General features: G+C 64.3%; 14 protein-coding genes. 5 read left to right on the forward strand and 9 right to left on the reverse strand.

The window, feature by feature from the left end:
• The first annotated feature begins 2 nt into the window (after positions 1–2).
• The 4 genes from JVX98_RS22350 to trxA all read left to right on the forward strand — a co-directional run bounded on the left by JVX98_RS22350 (position 3) and on the right by trxA (position 7885).
• On the forward strand, positions 3–734 hold the full coding sequence (locus JVX98_RS22350; protein WP_205237441.1) for a nucleotidyltransferase family protein: 732 nt from the start codon (positions 3–5) through the stop codon (positions 732–734).
• Between the two features lie 2 nt (positions 735–736).
• Positions 737–3919: a double-strand break repair protein AddB gene (gene addB / locus JVX98_RS22355; RefSeq protein ID WP_246764933.1), complete on the forward strand. Its 3183-nt coding sequence runs from the start codon at positions 737–739 to the stop codon at positions 3917–3919.
• Positions 3909–7475, forward strand: a complete 3567-nt coding sequence (gene addA / locus JVX98_RS22360) for a double-strand break repair helicase AddA (protein ID WP_205237443.1) — start codon at positions 3909–3911, stop codon at positions 7473–7475. Before addB ends, addA begins: the two co-directional genes overlap by 11 nt.
• Before the next feature lie 86 nt (positions 7476–7561).
• Positions 7562–7885 (forward strand): thioredoxin, encoded by a 324-nt coding sequence (trxA, locus tag JVX98_RS22365; protein ID WP_034801674.1) that lies wholly within the window; start codon positions 7562–7564, stop codon positions 7883–7885.
• A 93-nt stretch (positions 7886–7978) separates the two neighbouring features.
• Here the strand turns inward: trxA and JVX98_RS22370 are convergent, their stop codons facing one another.
• The 5 genes from JVX98_RS22370 to JVX98_RS22390 form a co-directional block, all read right to left on the reverse strand.
• Positions 7979–9322, reverse strand: a complete 1344-nt coding sequence (locus JVX98_RS22370; protein WP_043624311.1) for a folylpolyglutamate synthase/dihydrofolate synthase family protein — start codon at positions 9320–9322, stop codon at positions 7979–7981.
• Positions 9323–9476: 154 nt separating this feature from the next.
• Positions 9477–10391 (reverse strand): acetyl-CoA carboxylase, carboxyltransferase subunit beta, encoded by a 915-nt coding sequence (gene accD / locus JVX98_RS22375; RefSeq protein WP_192451505.1) that lies wholly within the window; start codon positions 10389–10391, stop codon positions 9477–9479.
• Positions 10392–10441: 50 nt separating this feature from the next.
• On the reverse strand, positions 10442–11281 hold the full coding sequence (gene trpA, locus JVX98_RS22380; RefSeq protein WP_192451504.1) for a tryptophan synthase subunit alpha: 840 nt from the start codon (positions 11279–11281) through the stop codon (positions 10442–10444).
• Between the two features lie 4 nt (positions 11282–11285).
• The gene (gene trpB / locus JVX98_RS22385) at positions 11286–12506 is read right to left on the reverse strand and encodes a tryptophan synthase subunit beta (RefSeq protein WP_034801666.1); all 1221 of its coding nucleotides are present in this window, start codon (positions 12504–12506) and stop codon (positions 11286–11288) included.
• Complete coding sequence (locus JVX98_RS22390; RefSeq protein WP_192451503.1) at positions 12503–13177, reverse strand: phosphoribosylanthranilate isomerase; 675 nt, start codon at positions 13175–13177, stop codon at positions 12503–12505. Before JVX98_RS22390 ends, trpB begins: the two co-directional genes overlap by 4 nt.
• Before the next feature lie 156 nt (positions 13178–13333).
• Here JVX98_RS22390 and JVX98_RS22395 point away from each other — a divergent pair, with 156 nt between their 5' ends.
• On the forward strand, positions 13334–13528 hold the full coding sequence (locus JVX98_RS22395; protein ID WP_034801662.1) for a YqaE/Pmp3 family membrane protein: 195 nt from the start codon (positions 13334–13336) through the stop codon (positions 13526–13528).
• A 25-nt stretch (positions 13529–13553) separates the two neighbouring features.
• Here JVX98_RS22395 and JVX98_RS22400 read toward each other — a convergent pair whose 3' ends face one another.
• The 4 genes from JVX98_RS22400 to JVX98_RS22415 all read right to left on the reverse strand — a co-directional run bounded on the left by JVX98_RS22400 (position 13554) and on the right by JVX98_RS22415 (position 17613).
• Positions 13554–14306, reverse strand: coding sequence for a M48 family metallopeptidase (locus JVX98_RS22400; protein ID WP_205237444.1), 753 nt, complete (start codon positions 14304–14306; stop codon positions 13554–13556).
• A 110-nt stretch (positions 14307–14416) separates the two neighbouring features.
• On the reverse strand, positions 14417–14836 hold the full coding sequence (locus tag JVX98_RS22405; protein WP_043624293.1) for a DUF2852 domain-containing protein: 420 nt from the start codon (positions 14834–14836) through the stop codon (positions 14417–14419).
• Between the two features lie 146 nt (positions 14837–14982).
• A complete protein-coding gene (phaZ, locus tag JVX98_RS22410; RefSeq protein ID WP_205237445.1) occupies positions 14983–16257 on the reverse strand; it encodes a polyhydroxyalkanoate depolymerase in 1275 nt (424 codons plus the stop codon).
• A gap of 333 nt (positions 16258–16590) precedes the next feature.
• Positions 16591–17613 (reverse strand): zinc-binding alcohol dehydrogenase family protein, encoded by a 1023-nt coding sequence (locus JVX98_RS22415; RefSeq protein WP_205237446.1) that lies wholly within the window; start codon positions 17611–17613, stop codon positions 16591–16593.
• Between the last annotated feature and the right edge of the window lie 10 nt (positions 17614–17623).

The following is a 17623-nucleotide window of genomic DNA, read 5'->3' on the forward strand; positions in this document are numbered from 1 at the left end:
CAATGTCGATCAGCAATGCGATGGTGCTCGCCGCAGGCCTCGGCACCCGTCTTCGTCCGATCACCAACACGATGCCGAAGCCGCTCGTCGAGATCGCCGGCAAGCCGATGATCGACTACGTCCTGGACCTCCTGGTGGAGGCCGGCGTCAGTACGGCCGTGGTCAACGTTCACCACTTCGCCGACCAGATGGAGGGCCACCTCGGCCGACGCAGTGCCCCGGAGATCGTGATCTCGGACGAGCGCGAGGCACTGATGAATTCCGGCGGCGGCCTTGCCAAGGGGCTGAAACTGCTGCCGGAAGGTCCGGTTCTGGTGATGAATGCCGATCTCTTCTGGGTCGGCGAGCCCAAGGGCAAGCCGAGCAACCTGACGCGCCTCGCCGCCGCCTTCGACGCGGAGCGCATGGATATGCTGCTCCTGTGCGTGCGCGACGAGGATACGACCGGACACAACGGCAAGCGGGATTTCTCGCTGGGTGACGACGGCAAGCTCACGCGCTACGCCGAAGGCCTGCCGAACCCGGTCGTCTATGCCGGCGCAATCGCGCTGCATTCCCGGCTCTTTGCCGACGCGCCCGACGACGCCTTCAATCTCAACATCTATTTCGATCGCGCCGCCGAAGAGGGCCGTCTTTACGGCCTGCTGCTCGATGGTCACTGGATGACGGTCGGAACGCCCGAGGCGATCGACGAAGCGGAGGCGGCGATCCGCCGCCACCAGCCGGAGGGATGAGCGTGCGTGGCCGCCGGTCCAACGTCTTCACTATCCCGCCCGGCCTCCCCTTCCTGAAGACGCTCGCCGAAAAGCTTTGTGACGGTAGCCTGACCCCGGACTTCCGCTACGACCCGGCCGATCCCCTGCCGCTCGCGGGCGTGACGATCTTCGTGCCGACGCGGCGCTCGGCCCGTGTACTCCGGTCCGAGTTCGTCGACCTGCTCGGCGGCCGCTCCACCATCCTGCCCACCATCAAGGCGCTCGGCGAGACCGAAGACGACAGCGGCTTCTTCGATGCCGAGGTGCCGGCGATCCTCGACCTGGCTCCGCCCCTTCCCGGCACCGCACGCCTGATCGAGCTTGGCCGGCTGATCCTCGCCTGGCGCAACCGGCTGCCGAAGGTGGTGCTCGACATTCATGCGGAGAGCCCGCTGATAGCGCCGGCAAGTCCAGCCGATGCGATCTGGCTTGCGCGCAACCTTGCCGACCTCATCGACGCGATGGAGACGGAAGAGCTCAACTGGGACAAGCTCGACAAGCTCGATGCCGGCGAACACGCGCTCTGGTGGCAGCTGACGCTCGAATTCCTGAAGATCGCCCGTAGCTACTGGCCGGAGCGGCTCGAGGAGCTGAAACAATCCTCGCCCGCGCGCCACCGCAACGCCATCCTGCAGGCCGAGACGCAGCGCATCGCCGGCGGCAAGATCGAAGGCCCGATCATCATTGCCGGCTCGACCGGCTCCATTCCCGCAACGGCAGCACTTATTGCCGCCGTGCAGAAGCTGCCCAATGGCACGATCGTACTGCCTGGCCTCGACCAGACTATGAGCGAGGCCGAATGGGACATGATCGTCGCTGATGCCGCCCTTGACGGCAGGCCGGACCCGGTAAGCCGCAGCCACCCGCAATACGGCTTCTACCGGCTGCTAAAGCGCATGGCCGTTCTGCGGCCCGACGTAATCACCTTGGCCAGCGCCGAGGTCGATCTCGACTTCCGGGCCGAGATCCTGTCGCACGCACTTCTGCCGGCCAAGGCGACCAATGCCTGGACCGAGATGCGTAGCGAACTGGATCCCGCGTTGCTGCAGCAAGCCTTCCAGGATGCAGCCCTCATCGAAACCGCCAACGAACGCGAGGAAGCGGCCGCGATCGCGGTCGCCTTGCGGCTCGCGCTCGAAGGCAGCGACGAGAGCCAGGCGGCGCTGATCACGCCGGACCGCAATCTCGCACGGCGGGTCGGCGCCGAGCTTGCCCGCTTCGGCATCGAGGCCGACGATTCCGCCGGTACGCCTCTCATCGCGACGCCACAGGGCAGCCTGCTGCGGCTGCTGCTGGAAGCATGCCTGCGTCCCGGCGATCCCGTGCCGTTCGTCGCGCTGCTCAAGCATCCGCTGGCCCGCTTCGGGCTTTCCCGCGACAGGATGCGCGAAGGGGCCGACGCGCTGGAACGCATGGCACTGCGCGGCAGCACCGCGACGGTCGATCTGCTGGCCCTCGAAGCTGTGCTCGACGTGGCGATCGTCCGGCACAGGGCCGATCGCCACCCGCCGGAATGGCGCATCGGAATCGGTGATGACGCGCTTCAGGCCGCCCGCGACGTGGCGGCGAAGATCAGTCTCGCGGTGGCACCGCTCGCCTCCGCGCTTACGCGCAGCCGGGACGGCAGCCGCGTGTTCTCGGACGAATTTACCTTTGCCGACTGGGCGATGCGCACCGGCGAGGCCCTGGAAGCAGCCTCAGCCGACGAGCGTGGCGACCTCGGGGGGCTTTGGTCCGGAGAGGCCGCCGATACGCTCGCAACCCTCCTTCGCGGCATCATCGAAACCGACGGCCAGATGACTGCGGACGGGCCGCAATGGTGCGATGTCGTCGAGGCACTGTCGGCCAGCGCCTCGGTCAAACCGCGCTCCATGCGCCATCCGCGGGTGTTCATCTTCGGCGCGTTGGAATCGCGCCTGCAGAGCATGGACCTGGTGGTTCTCGGCGGCCTGAACGAGGGCAACTGGCCGGGCCAGACCGCCAACGATCCCTTCCTGTCGCGCACCATGAAGACCGGCATCGGTCTCGAGCCGCCCGAACGACGCATCGGCCAGCTTGCGCACGACTTCCAGATGGCCTGCGGCACACGGCGGCTGATCTTCACCCGCTCGATGCGCCAGGGCGCTGCACCGACTGTCGCCTCGCGCTGGCTGCAGCGGCTGCTGGCGCTCGGCGGCGAGCGGCTGACGCAAGTGCTGCATGCCAATGGCGCCGACTATCTCGCCTGGGCCCGCATGCTGGACGATGGCGGCCGCCAGCCGCTGGCCGAGCGCCCTGCCCCCAAGCCACCGGCAGACCTGCAGCCGCGCAAATACTCCTTCAGCGAAGTGTCACGACTGCGGCGCGACCCCTATGCGATCTATGCGCGACGCATTCTTCGGTTGCACCCGCTGCTGCCATTCAACAGCGACCCCGGCCCGGCCGAGCGCGGCACGCTCTACCACCAGATCGTCGAGCGTTTCGTGCGCTCCGGCGTCGATCTGATGTCGCCGTCGGCCGAAGAAATCATGCACCGGCTGCTGAACGAGGCTTTTAACGAGGCGCGACTGCCCACCCATATCGACACGATCTGGCGTCCACGCTTCGCGGCCGTCGGTCTGGCCTTCATCAAATGGGAGCGCGAACGCGCACGCTTCATCCGCCGATCGCGCACAGAAGTCGCGGCATCGATGGAACTCGGCGTCGCCGACATGCGGCTGACCGGCATTGCCGACCGGCTCGATACGCTAACCGACGGCAGCGTCGAGATCATCGACTACAAGACCGGCTCCAGCCCATCGACCAAGGAGGCGCGCGTGCTGCTCGACCCGCAGCTCGCGCTGGAAGCGGCCGCGCTCAAGGCCGGCGCCTTCAAGGACATGCCGCCCAGCCATCCGCAGTCACTGCTCTATGTCCGGCTCAAGCCCGGCGCGCGCTTCAAATCGGAACCGGTCAACAACGAAGGCAGCAAGTCGAAGGAGACGAAGTCGGCCGATCAGCTTGCGGACGAGTCGCTTGCCGAACTCAGGAAGCTGCTGGCTGCGCTGCTCTCCGGAAAACATGGCTTTGCCTCGCGCGTGATTGTTCAAAAGGAGCGCGATTATGGCGGCGAATACGACCATTTGGCGCGCGTAGCCGAATGGTCGGCGGCCGACAGCGAAGAGGAGGATGGCGATGAGGGATGACAGCCTCGGCCCCGAGCAGGCGACGCCGCAAGGCTGGCTCGACTGGACCTCGCGCCGGCAGTCGCTGGCCTCGGACCCGGACCGCTCCGCCTGGGTGTCGGCCAATGCCGGCTCCGGCAAGACCCATGTGCTGACCCAGCGGGTGATCCGGCTGCTGCTTGCCGGCTGCCGCCCATCGGCGATCCTCTGCCTCACCTATACCAAGGCGGCGGCGTCCGAAATGTCGAACCGCGTCTTCGAACGGCTGGCCGAATGGGTAACGCTCGACGACGCGACGCTGGAAAAGCGGATCGAGGCGATCGAGGGCGAACGGCCTGGGCGTTTGAAGCTGCAGGAGGCGCGCCGCCTGTTCGCACGCGCGCTGGAGACCCCGGGCGGCCTGAAGATCCAGACGATCCACGCCTTTTGCGAGGCGCTGCTGCACCAGTTCCCGCTGGAGGCCAACGTCGCCGGCCATTTCTCAGTTCTCGACGATCGCGCGGCTGCGGTTCTGCTGGCCGATGCGCGCCGGCTGCTGCTGACCGCGACTGCGGCCAAGGACGATCCGGCGCTTGCCCACGCCTTTGCCACCGTACTCGACATCGCCGACGATACCGGCCTGGAAAAACTGCTGGCCGCAATCGTCGGAAACCGAACCGCGATCCAGGTCTTCCTCGAACACGCCGACGGGCTCGGCGGCACGGAGGCCGAGCTGCGCCGGGCGTTGAAGCTAGTCCCGGGGGAAAGCGTCGACAGCGCCATGGCGACGATCTGGCCCTTGGCGGGTCTGAACGGCGCGGCGCTTGAGCGGTACTTCTCGCTCGCCGCCAGCGTCGGCGGCACGAAGGTGCTCGACTTCGCGGAGGGACTGCGGACCGTTTCGAAGATGACGGACCTCGGCGCGCGCTATGACGGCCTGCGTCATCTGTTCTTCACCGGCACCGGCAAGCCGCGGGCGCAATCCGCCTTTCTCAACAAGGCGATGCAGCAGGCTGCCCCCGATCTCATCGACCTCTTGGACGAGGCCTACCGCCATGTCGTCGCCAGCATCGATCACATCAGCATCCTCCGGATGTTCGAGGCGACGCTGGCGGCGTTGACGCTCGCCGAGCGCCTGAATGCCGACTATGAAGAACTGAAGCGGCGGCGCAGCCAGCTCGATTTCGAGGACCTGATCAACCGAACGGCAGCACTCTTTGCCCGCGGCGATGTCAGCGCCTGGGTGCACTACAAGCTCGATCAGGGCATCGACCATATCCTCGTCGACGAGGCGCAGGACACCAGCCCGGCGCAGTGGACGATCATCCAAGCGCTGGCTTCGGATTTCTTCTCGGGCGAGAGCGCACGCGGTGCGGCCCGCACGATGTTTGCCGTCGGTGACGAGAAACAGTCGATCTACTCGTTCCAGGGTGCGCGTCCGGAGCGTTTTTCGCGCGAGAGCCAGGAGACCGAACGGCGGGTGCGCGACGGCGGCAAGGCTTTCGAGCCGATCCGCCTGCAGCTCTCCTTCCGCTCGACCGTCGACGTGCTGTCGGCCGTCGACGCCGTCTTTGCCAATCCGGCGCATGCGCGGGGCCTCAGCGCCCGCAGCGAGCCGGTGGTGCATGCTTCGAACCGCATCGGCCATCCCGGCGCCGTCGACATCTGGGACGTGATCGCCGCCGAACCGGTGGATACGGACGAGGAATGGACCGCCGCCTTCGACGCGACACCGGAGAGCGCGCCGGTCAATATCCTCGCCCGCCGGATCGCGGCCACGCTGGAAAGCTGGATCGGCAAGGAGACGATCGTCGAGAAGGGAGTTCGCCGGCCGATGCGTCCGGGCGACGTCATCGTGCTGGTTCGCAAACGCGACGCCTTTGTCAACGCGCTGACGAGAGCGCTCAAGCGCCGCAACAACATTCCCGTCGCCGGCGCCGACCGGTTGGTGCTCACCAAGCATATTGCCGTGCAGGACCTGCTCGCCCTCGGGCGGTTCGTGCTTTTGCCGCAGGACGACCTGTCGCTGGCAGCGCTGATGAAGAGCCCGCTGTTCAACCTCGGCGAGGACGCGCTGTTCGAACTCGCGGCCCGGCGCGGCGAGGGCGAAAGCCTTTGGCAGCGGCTGCAGCACGAAGCCGATGACGGCATCCTGTTTCACCAGACGGCGCGAACGCTGAAATCCTACATGGCGCTCGCAAGCCAACTGGCGCCGCATGACTTCTATGCCCGCGTCCTCGGCATGCATGGCGGCCGCGCCGCCTTTCTCGCGCGCCTTGGCACCGAGGTCAGCGACATTCTCGACGAGTTCCTGACCTTCGCGCTCGACCAGGAGCGAAGCGGCCTGCCCGGCCTGCAAGCCTTCGTCTCGACGCTGGAAATGGAAGCACCGACGGTCAAGCGCGAGCAGGACAAGGAACGCGACGAAGTCCGGATCATGACCGTGCACGCGGCCAAGGGCCTGGAAGCGCCGGTCGTCTTCCTCGCCGATGGTGGCGGGGCGGCGTTCAGCAACCAGCATGTGCCCTCTCTCCGCTTTCTGGAACTGACCCAGAGGGATGGCACCGTCCTGCCGCTTCCGGTGTGGCGCGCGCCGGGCGCGGAATCGAACTCGCTCATCAGCGCCGACGGCGAGCGCCTGAAGACGCTGGCAGAGGAGGAATATCGTCGCCTGCTCTATGTCGGCATGACCCGCGCCGCCGACCGCCTGATCGTCTGCGGTTATCGCGGCCAGCGGGCCGTTGCCGATACATGGCATGCCATGGTGCAGGCGAGCCTTGCCGGAGATGAAAGCAGCCGCGGCTACCCGACCAGCTTCCATGCCGGCGGCGAGGAATGGTCCGGCCATGCCTGGCGCGACAAACAGCTTGAGCGCGATCTACCCTCCGGCGATGCACGCTCGGCCGATTCCGGCCGTCCCACCACCACGCTGCCGAAGGCGCTTTCGACGCCGTTGCCGCCGCAAAAGCGGCTACCGCGCCCGCTCACCCCTTCCGGCGTCGGCATTGCGGTCGACGAGGATGACGGCGATGCGCTCGTCGGCTCGGCTCTTTTCTCGGAAAAGGCGCCGGCAAATCTCTCGATGCTGCGGGGCGCCATCCTGCACCGCCTGCTGCAGGTTCTGCCCTCGATGGCGGGAGACGATCGCCGGGCCGCGGCCGAACGCTATCTCGAACGATCCGTGCCCAGCTGGCCGCCGGCACAGCGCGCCGCACTGATCGCCAGCATCGAAACGGTGCTCGCCCATCCGGATCTCGGCGCAGTGTTCTCGGCGAGCAGCCGGGCCGAGGTTTCGGTCATGGGCACGCTGACGCTCGGCAAGCGCGAGCACGCGGTTTCCGGCCGGATCGATCGGCTGGCCGTCGGCGATGGCGTCGTGACGATTGCCGACTTCAAGACCAATCGGCAGGTGCCGCCATCGCCTGGCGACATTCCCTTCGCCTATACGGCGCAGCTTGCAATCTACCGGGCGCTCCTGCAGCCGCTTTATCCGGCGCATGCGTTTCGATGCGTGCTGATCTTCACCGAGGGGCCGGCAATCCACGTCGTTCCCGATCAAGCGCTCGACAGGAGCCTTGAAGACCTCGCGACAAAGTGAGATACCCGATATTGAAAATCCAGCGGTGCCTTCTCACATGAGACACAACATCTGGATACTGACATTCCGAACGCAAGGAGCAGCCTATGGCTACTGTAAAGGTCGATACGTCCAATTTTCAGCAGGAAGTGCTGAACTCCGCCGAGCCGGTGGTTGTCGATTTCTGGGCTGAATGGTGCGGCCCGTGCAAGATGATCGCGCCGAGCCTCGAGGAAATCTCGAACGAACTCGCCGGCAAGGTCAAGGTTGCCAAGCTCAACATCGACGAAAACCCGGAACTGGCCGCCCAGTACGGCGTTCGCTCGATCCCGACGCTCGCCATGTTCAAGGCCGGCGAAGTGGCCGACATCAAGGTTGGCGCCGCTCCGAAGACGGCTCTGTCCTCGTGGATCTCCACGGCGGTCGCATAAGGCGGATTCACCGCTGAGAATATTAAAAGCCCGGCATGCCGGGCTTTTTTCTTGTCTTCAATCCGGAAACGGGCTGGCTGAGCCAGACCTTGATCACTTCGGCGGCGTGCCGTTGTCGGCAAGCACGTCGCCCACCAGATAGAGCGAGCCGCCGATCAGGATGCGCGGCGGCGCCGGGTCTTCGTCGACCAGATTGGAGATGATCGTCAGCGCCTCGGCGACGGACGAGACCGCGGACGCCTCGAAGCCGACCGATGCGGCGTCGCTGGCAAGCGCCACCGGATCAAGCCCAGCATCGGAGCCGCGGATCGGAACGGTGAAGACCTGTTCAGCGAGATCAAGGAAGGCGCGGAAGTAGCCGATCGGCTCCTTGGTGTTGATCATGCCGATGATCAGGAACAAGGGTCGCGATTCGCGCTCCTCGAAGGTTGCCATCGCCTCGGCGATCACCTGGCCGGCACCGGGATTGTGGCCGCCATCGACCCAGATTTCCGCGCCAACCGGACCGTAATGCGTGAGTTTGCCGCTGGTCAGCCGCTGCAGGCGTCCGGGCCATTCGACGCCCGCAAGACCACGCTCGATCGCCGCTTCTGACACATCGAAACCGGCGGCCCGTACCGCGCGGATCGCCGCTGCGGCATTGGCATACTGGTGGCGGCCCGGCAGCTTCGGCAGCGGCAGGTCGGCGAGCCCGCCTTCGTCCTGATAGACGAGGCGACCGAACTCCTCATGCGCCATGAAATCCTGGCCGTAGACGAACATCGGGCAGCCGAGGCGCTCGGCGGTCGAGACCAGCACATCCCGGGCGGCCTCTTCCTCCTGCTGGCCGATCACCACAGGGCAACCACGCTTCATGATGCCTGCCTTTTCGGCGGCAATCAGCTCCACCCGATCGCCGAGATAGGCCTGATGGTCGAGCGAGATCGGCATGACGACCGAAACGGCCGGACGGGCAATGACGTTGGTCGCATCGAAACGACCGCCAAGGCCGACCTCGATGATCGCTACATCGGCCGGATGCTCGGCAAAGAGCACGAAGGTAACGGCGGTCAGGATCTCGAAGACGGTGATCTTCTCGCCGCCATTGGCTTCAGCAACGCGACGCACGGCATCGGCGAGAACGGGATCGCTGACGAGCTTCCCCTTGCCGCCCTTGACGCCCAGGCGATAGCGCTCGTGCCAGTTGACGAGATGTGGCGAGGTATGGACGTGAACACTGAGGCCGGCTGCTTCCAGGATCGCCCGAGAAAACGCGGTTGCCGAGCCTTTGCCGTTGGTACCGGCGACATGGATCACCGGCGGCAGGCGGTCCTGGGGATTGCCGAGAGCTGCGAGAAGCCGGGTGATCCTGTCCAGCGACAAGTCGAAGCCCTTGGGGTGAAGGGCGAGAAGTTTTTCGATCTCATAGCCCGCTTCGCTGGCTTCCACCGCTGCCATCTCTTAACCCCGCCCCGACACGCTCGGCTGCTACAGGGCGCGCCCTATAGGCCGTCTACCGATCGCTGTAACGCCCTGAGTTGCAGCATCCCCGCTCACAAGAAATCGCGGAGATGCATCATTTTGTTCTATACAGTTCAGCCGACGCAGCGCTTCAGGCGCTGGCAGCGACCGGCAAGGCGGCCGGCTGCGTGCCGCCGTTGAGCTTCGAGGCTTCCGCCGGCTTCTTCATCAGGATCTTCAGAACCCGGGCGAGCGTCGACGGCAGATCATGGCGCTTGACGACCATGTCGACCATGCCATGCTCCAGCAGGTATTCCGACGTCTGGAAACCTTCCGGCAGCTTCTCGCGCAGCGTCTGCTCGATCACGCGCTTGCCGGCAAAGCCGATTTCAGCGCCCGGCTCGGCCATGTGAATGTCGCCGAGCATCGCGTAGGATGCGGTAACGCCACCGGTGGTCGGGTTGGTGAGCACGACGATATAGGGAAGGCCCGCTTCCTTGAGCATGTTGACGGCAACCGTGGTGCGCGGCAGCTGCATCAGCGACAGGATGCCTTCCTGCATGCGCGCGCCGCCGGAAGCCGGGAAGATGACCAGCGGGCACTTCTCGGAAATTGCCCGTTCGAAGGCCTTGATGATCGCCTCGCCGGCAGCCATGCCGAGCGAGCCGCCAATGAAGTTGAATTCGTGCACGACGGCGACGAGCTTGACGCCCTGGACGCGGCCGAGACCGGCAACGATCGTGTCTTCAAGTTCGGTCTTGGCACGGCTGTCGCGCAGACGGTCCGAGTACTTCTTGGAATCGCGGAACTTCAGCGGATCCTGGGCAACCTTAGGCTGCGGAAGCGCTTCAAAGATGCCGCCGTCGAACAGGTCCTTCAACCGCGCCTTGGCCGGCATCTTCATGTGGAAGCCGGACTGCGGGATGACCCACTTGTTTTCCTCGAGATCGCGGTGGAACACCATCTCGCCGGTTTCCGGGCACTTGATCCAGAGATTTTCCGGAACTTCCCGGCGGCCCAGCATCGAGTTGATCTTCGGCCGAACGTAGTTTGTGATCCAGTTCACTTAGTAACTCCTGAAGATTTCCTTCGGGTTGTGCGCGCTAATATAGGCAATTATTCGGCTGCTGCGAGACGTGCGGACCGCACGCCTGCCGAGAGCCCTCTCACCAGCGCTTCGACACCCGGAACCGTCGCATCGGTCGCCTTGCCCTCTTCGGTCAGGCTCGACGCGATCTGGTTGACGATCGCCGTACCGACGACCACACCATCGGCAGATGCTCCGATGGCCCTTGCATGTTCCGCCGTCTTGACGCCGAAACCGACGCAAACGGGCAGATTGGTGTGTGCCTTGATACGCCCGACGGCGCCACCGATCAACGACGGATCGGGCAGAGCCGATCCAGTGATGCCGTTCATCGACACGTAGTAGACGAAACCGGAGGTGTTTTCGAGCACCTTCGGCAGGCGACGGTCGTCCGTGGTCGGCGTCGCCAGGCGAATGAAGTTGATGCCCTTTTCCAGCGCCGGGATGCAGAGCTCGTCGTCCATTTCCGGCGGCAGGTCGACGACGATCAGGCCGTCGATCCCGGCTGAAAGCGCATCCGTCAGGAAGCGGTCGACGCCGTAGATATAGATCGGGTTGTAATAGCCCATCAGCACGATCGGGGTGCGCTCGTCGTCCTCGCGGAAGCGGCGGGCGATTTCGAGCGTCTTTTCAAGCGTCTGGCCGCCCTTCAGCGAGCGCTGGCCAGCCAACTGGATCGCCGGGCCGTCGGCCATCGGGTCAGAGAACGGCATGCCGAGTTCGATGACGTCGGCGCCGGCCTTCGGCAGCGCCTTCATGATCGAGACCGACGTCTCGAAATCCGGATCGCCGCCCATGAAATAGGTGACGAGGACCGGACGTCCTTCGGCCGCGACATCGGCAAATCGCTTGTCCATGCGTGCGGTCATGATCTTACTGCCCCATTCCCAGTAACTTGCCGACGGTGAAGATGTCCTTGTCGCCACGGCCGGAGAGGTTCATCAGGATGATCTCGTCCTTGCCCATCTTCGGCGCGCGCTTGATCACCTCGGCAAGCGCATGCGACGGCTCGAGCGCCGGGATGATGCCCTCGAGACGGGTCAGCGTCTGGAAGGCTTCGAGCGCTTCGTGGTCCATGATCGGCACGTATTCGACGCGGCCGACATCGTTGAGCCAGGCGTGCTCCGGACCGATGCCGGGATAATCGAGGCCGGCCGAAATCGAATGGCCTTCCTTGATCTGTCCGTCGCCGTCCTGCAGCAGATAGGTGCGGTTGCCGTGCAGCACGCCCGGCGAACCGGCGGTGATCGAGGCGCAATGCTCGTCGCCTTCAATGCCCTTGCCGCCGGCTTCGACGCCGACGATCTTGACGCTCTCGTCATCGAGGAACGGATGGAAGATGCCGATCGCGTTGGAGCCACCACCAACGGCGGCAATGACGAGATCCGGCAGCCGGCCTTCGGCAGCGAGCATCTGCTCCTTGGCTTCCTGGCCGATGACGGCCTGGAAATCGCGGACCATCTCCGGATAGGGATGCGGGCCGGCAGCCGTGCCGATCAGGTAGTAGGTGTTGTCGACATTGGTGACCCAGTCACGCAGCGCTTCATTCATGGCGTCCTTGAGCGTGCCGCTGCCGGCGGTTACCGGCTTTACCTCGGCGCCCAGGAGCTTCATGCGGAAAACGTTCGGCGCCTGGCGCTCGACGTCGGTCGCACCCATGTAGACGACGCAAGGCAGGCCGAAGCGGGCGGCGACGGTTGCCGAGGCCACGCCATGCTGGCCGGCGCCGGTCTCAGCGATGATGCGCGTCTTGCCCATGCGCTTGGCGAGCAGGATCTGGCCAATGCAATTGTTGATCTTGTGGGAACCGGTGTGGTTCAGCTCTTCGCGCTTGAAGTAGATCTTGGCGCCGCCAAGCTCCGCCGTCAGCCGTTCAGCGAAGTAGAGCGGGCTCGGGCGGCCGATATAATGCGCGCCGAGATGTTCCAGCTCCGCCTTGAAGGCCGGATCGTTCTTCGCGTTGTCCCACTCGTTCTGGAGATCGAGGATCAGCGGCATCAGAGTTTCGGCCACGAAGCGGCCGCCGAAGATACCGAAACGGCCGTCCTCGTCCGGGCCACCCCGGAAGGAATTCAACTTTGGCGCCTGGTTCACGTCCTGCTCCCTGACCGTGGCATGTCCGCCTCTGCCTGGCGAACGGCATTGAAAAACGATTCCATGAGCTTCAGATCCTTGACGCCCGGCGCGCTCTCGACGCCGGAGGAGATATCGATGGCACGCGCGCTGGTCTGCGCCATGGCCTCGCCAATGTTATCGGCGTTAAGACCACCGGAAAGCATGTAATCGACGCTTCCGTCAAGCGCATCGAGCAGCTTCCAGTCAAAGGAAACGCCGTTGCCACCGGGCAATTCGGACCCTTTTGGCGGCTTGGCATCGAAGAGGAAGCGATCGGCGATGCCTATATAGGCATCGATCTTTTCAAGGTCCGATGCTTCGCGCACCGAAAAGGCCTTCATGACGGGAAGGCCATACATTGCCTTGACCGTCAGCAGTCGATCCGCGTCCTCGCTGCCATGAAGCTGCAGGATATCCGGGTTGAGCGCCGAAACGATTTCATCGAGCTCGTCATTGTCGGCATTGACGGTGACGGCGACAATCTTCGCCTGGCCGCGAATCCTGTCGGCGATGCGGCCGGCATCGTCGGGCTCGATGTTCCTGGGGCTCTTCGGGAAAAAGATGAAGCCGACATGGGATGCGCCGAGCGCGACAGCACGCTCCGCCGCTTCCGCGGTCTTCAGCCCGCATATCTTCACTTGGGTTTTCATGAGAAGCGACCTTGCATGAAATGCCGCGCGAGTCGAGCCAAAAACCGACGCAAAAGCGGTCACTCAGCGCCCCTGCACCCGTCCTTCGCCGGGTGTGCGCCCCTTGCGCGGCAGGCGCGCTTTTACCATATGCATTTTACCACAACGGAGAGACTGATGCGCCTGTTGCTCGCGCTTATCCTGCCCTGGCTGCAGTTTTTTACCATCGGCCGCCCCTTTGCCGGCCTCATTTGCCTGATCCTGCAACTGACGCTGATCGGCTGGGTACCGGCGGCGATCTGGTCGGTCTATGCCCTCAGCCAATACAAGACCGACGAGAAGATCCGCGAAGCGCTGCGCCACCGCGCATAACGAGCCGCTCATCGCCCTCCAGGATTCAATCGAAGTCGATCGCGTGAAGCATCGTGCCGTTGCGGCGGAGCCAGCGCTTGGCGTCCTCCGTATCGGGGCACAATCTGCCGCAGAGCGCCCAGAAGTTCGGGCCGTGGTTCATTTCCTGCAGATGCGCCACTTCATGCGCCGCGAGATAGGCGATGACCCTTGGCGGCGCCATGACGATGCGCCAGGAGAAACTCAACGCCCCGTCGGCCGAGCATGATCCCCAGCGGCTGCGCGTGTCCTTGAGCGACAGCGACTTTGCCCGTCGGCCGATACGGCCGGTGTAGATCGCCACCAACCGGTCGAGGTCCTGGCGGGCTTCCTTCTTCAGGAAATCGACGATGCGCCGGTTGAGGTGTTCCTCGCCGCCGCTGACGCGCAGCACCGGTTCGTCATCGATCACGATCGCTTCCGTGAGCCCGCGGATCTTGCCGGTGCGCTCGATGCGGTGGGAGACGCCGCGAATGAGGATGGAACCGCCCTCCTCGATCTGGCTCTCGCCAGAGAAGCGCGCGAGCTTGGTCATCAGCCAGCCCTGGTGTCGTGTCAGGAAGGCGTTGACCTCTCGCTCGGGGAGGCCCTGCGGCACGGTCATCTTCAGAGCCCGGCCGCCCGGCTCGATGCGCAGCGTCATGCGCGTCGCGCGCGCGTTCTGCTTGATCGTCAGCGGCAGGGACTTGCCGGCGACCTCGATCTGCCGCGTCGTTGCGGGTGGTGCAGGTTGAATGCGCCGCTTGAAGGAAGGGAACATGCAGGCTTTCTAACCGATTCGCGGGGCTTTCGCCTACAGTTCACAGGTTGGGGTGCATGCCAAAAGTGATCCGGCGTTTCATGTGAAACGCCGGAAGCGGTTTCGTCAGGTCAGTGGGCTTCGACAATCGGGCCCGAGCCGCCGTTCTTGCGGTCACGCATGAAGCGGTCGAACTCTTCCTGGTCCTTGGCGCGGCGAAGCTCGCGCGCATAGCTGTCGAATTCTTCGCGCATCTCGTCGAGCTTGCGGCGTTCCTCGTCGAGACGGGTAAGTTCAGCTTCGCGCCAGTCGTCGAAGGCGACGTTGCCGGTGCGATGCGTCCAGTTGGAACGGCGGCCGCCGCGCTTGAAAGCCGAGCACATGCCATCCACCGTATCGTTTGCGTCTTTCTTGAACGTCTTGAGCTTTTCGCCAAAGAGAATGTAGGCGAGCATGGCCAGGCCGAGCGGCCAGAAGACCACGAAGCCAAGCACCATCAGGGCGATGGTCGCGGGCGTCCAATCCGGACGGATCATTGCAGATTGGTTCATCTTCAGGATTCCTCGCAATCATCCGGGCCGCCCATGCGGCCCGATGAAAACGATGTGGGAAGGCGCTCTTGGCTCTGCAAGACGCCCTCCCCCGGAATCGGACAAACCCTTGACTCTATGCGGTCAAAACGGCCGCGCCGCCGAGATCAGGCCGACTTGCCGCCCTTGATCAGCTGCTTCACCGGTTTTGCGTGGCGCGCGTGCTCGCGGTGGAAAGCGACGATGCGCGGCGCGATTTCGCGGCGGAAGCGCGAGCCGTTGAAGACGCCGTAGTGGCCGACATCCGGCTGCATGTAATGCAGGCGCATGTGGTCGGGGATGTTGGTGCAGATCGTCTGCGCCGCCTGGGTCTGGCCGACACCGGAGATATCGTCGTTCTCGCCTTCGACCGTCAGGAGCGCCACCTTCTTGATCGCCGTCGTGTCGACGCGCTTGCCGCGATGCATCATCTCGCCCTTCGGAAGCGCATGCTGTATGAACACCACCTGCACCGTCTGCAGGTAGAATTCAGCCGTCAGGTCCATGACCGCGAGATATTCGTCGTAGAAGTCGCGGTGCTTTTCGGCGGCGTCACCATCGTTCTTCACCAGGTGGGCGAAGAACTCCTTATGGGCGATCAGGTGCCGGTCGAGGTTCATCGACATGAAGCCCGAGAGCTGCAGGAATCCCGGATAGACCATGCGCATGAAACCCGGTTGCGGCCACGGCACCGGCATGATGACATTGTCACGGAACCATTCGATCGAACGCTCTTCCGCGAGCTGGTTGACGCCGGTCGGGTTGATGCGGGTGTCGATCGGGCCGCCCATCAGCGTCATCGTCGCCGGCGACAGCGGATCATCGGCAGCTTCCATCAATGCGACGGCAGCAAGCACCGGCACCGCGGGCTGACAGACGCCGATCACATGGGTGTCAGGCCCGAGGAAATGCAGCATCTGGATGACGTAGTCGATGTAATCGTCGAGATCGAAGGTGCCTTCGCTGAGCGGCACCATGCGGGCATCGATCCAGTCGGTGATGTAGATGTCGGAATGCGGGAGCTGGGCTTCCACCGTGCCACGCAACAGCGTCGCATAGTGGCCGGACATCGGCGCGACGATGAGCACCTTCGGATCGGGGGTGCGCCCCTTGGGCACTGCACGCTCGAAATGAATGAGGTTGCAGAAGGGCGCACGCCAGACGATGCGTTCGTAGATCGAAACGGATTGACCATCGACGACCGTCTCGGGAAGACCGAACTCCGGCTTGCCATAACGGCGGGTGGAGCGCTCGAACACTTCAAGACCGGCTGCGGCGGCGCGACCGAAATAGGTGTGCGAGACGGGGTTCATCGGATTGCTGAACGCGAGCCGCATGGCGTCGGCTGCCGTGCGCCACGGCGCCATCATTGCGTGGTTCAGTTCATAGAGCTGGTAGAACATGGGAAGCGTACCCCTTGGTTCAATCAACGACAACGCCGCTCCCGGTCGGACGCAAGCTTGCGATTGTTTGTCTTGGTGTCCGCAATCGCTGCCAGACTACCACTTTTCTTGTGCAGTGCAACAAATATACCCGTCTCGCCTCGATACAAGGCCTGAAGCCAGAATGAATCCGGATTCCTGAGGATTTGCAAACGAGCTTGCTCGAAACTGGCCGTTTTCCGCTATTTTCGTGCGTCGAGCCGCAATGCCTGGCCTTTTCTGGGATAATTGGCGCCTCTCAGCGGCAAAGATGGGGTGCGCATCCCTGTGGCGATGCAGCAAACCCGCCATCACTCAGGCGGCCGTCACTTGAATGACAGCCTTCACCAGGCCCGTCTTTTCCTCCGCCCATCGCGGCAGATCGGCAACCGCGCCGTCCAGCGTGGTGCGGTGCGTGATCAGCGCCTCCACCGGTACCAGGCCGGACGCGATCGATGCGACGACATGGTCGAAATCCTGCCGGGTCGCGTTGCGGCTGCCGACCAGCGTCATCTCGCGCTTGTGGAACTCTGGATCGGAGAAGCGGATATCGTCCTTGACGACACTGACGAAGACCAGGGTGCCACCGTGGGCGACGTGGGCGAAGGCCGCCTGCATCGAGCCGCCATGCCCGGTCGCGTCGAAGACGACATCGAAACCGTCTCCATCCGTCGCCGCGACAACGCGCGCCGCCGTATCGGTATCCACGACGATGCCCTTGGCAAAGCCGAGTTTGCGGGCGGCAAAGTCCAGCCGCTCCGCGCTGGTGTCGGCGAGCACCACGTCATGGCCGGCGATGCGGGAAAAGATCGCGGTGCCGAGACCGATCGGTCCGGCACCGATGACCAGCGCCCGCGACCCGGCATCCGTCGATGCACGGCGGACCGCGTGGGCGCCTATCGCCAGGAACTCGACAGTGGCGGCCGCCTCCGGCGAAAGGCCCTGCGCCGGATAAAGGTTGCCCTCCGGCACGACGATCTCCTCGCAGAACGCGCCGTCGGTATGGACGCCGAGTACCTTGATGGCCGTGCAGCAATTGGGCTTGCCCTTTCGGCAGGCAACGCAAGCACCACAGGCGAGATAGGGGTTGACCACGACCGGCGTGCCGGGCGCCATCGTCGTCCCTTTCCCGCCGGCCATCACCGTTGCCGAAATCTCATGGCCCATGACCCGCGGATATTCGAGGAAAGGATGTTTTCCGGCGAAGATATGGTAGTCCGTACCGCAGATGCCGACATGGCTGACGGCGAGGTGGACCCAACCGTCCGGCACGGTTTCGATTGGCGTGCGGTCGACGACCTCCAGCCGACCGGGTTGCGGGCAGAGCACGGCTTTCATGGCAATTCTC

It is taken from the genome of Ensifer sp. PDNC004 (assembly GCF_016919405.1).
GTDB lineage: Bacteria > Pseudomonadota > Alphaproteobacteria > Rhizobiales > Rhizobiaceae > Ensifer.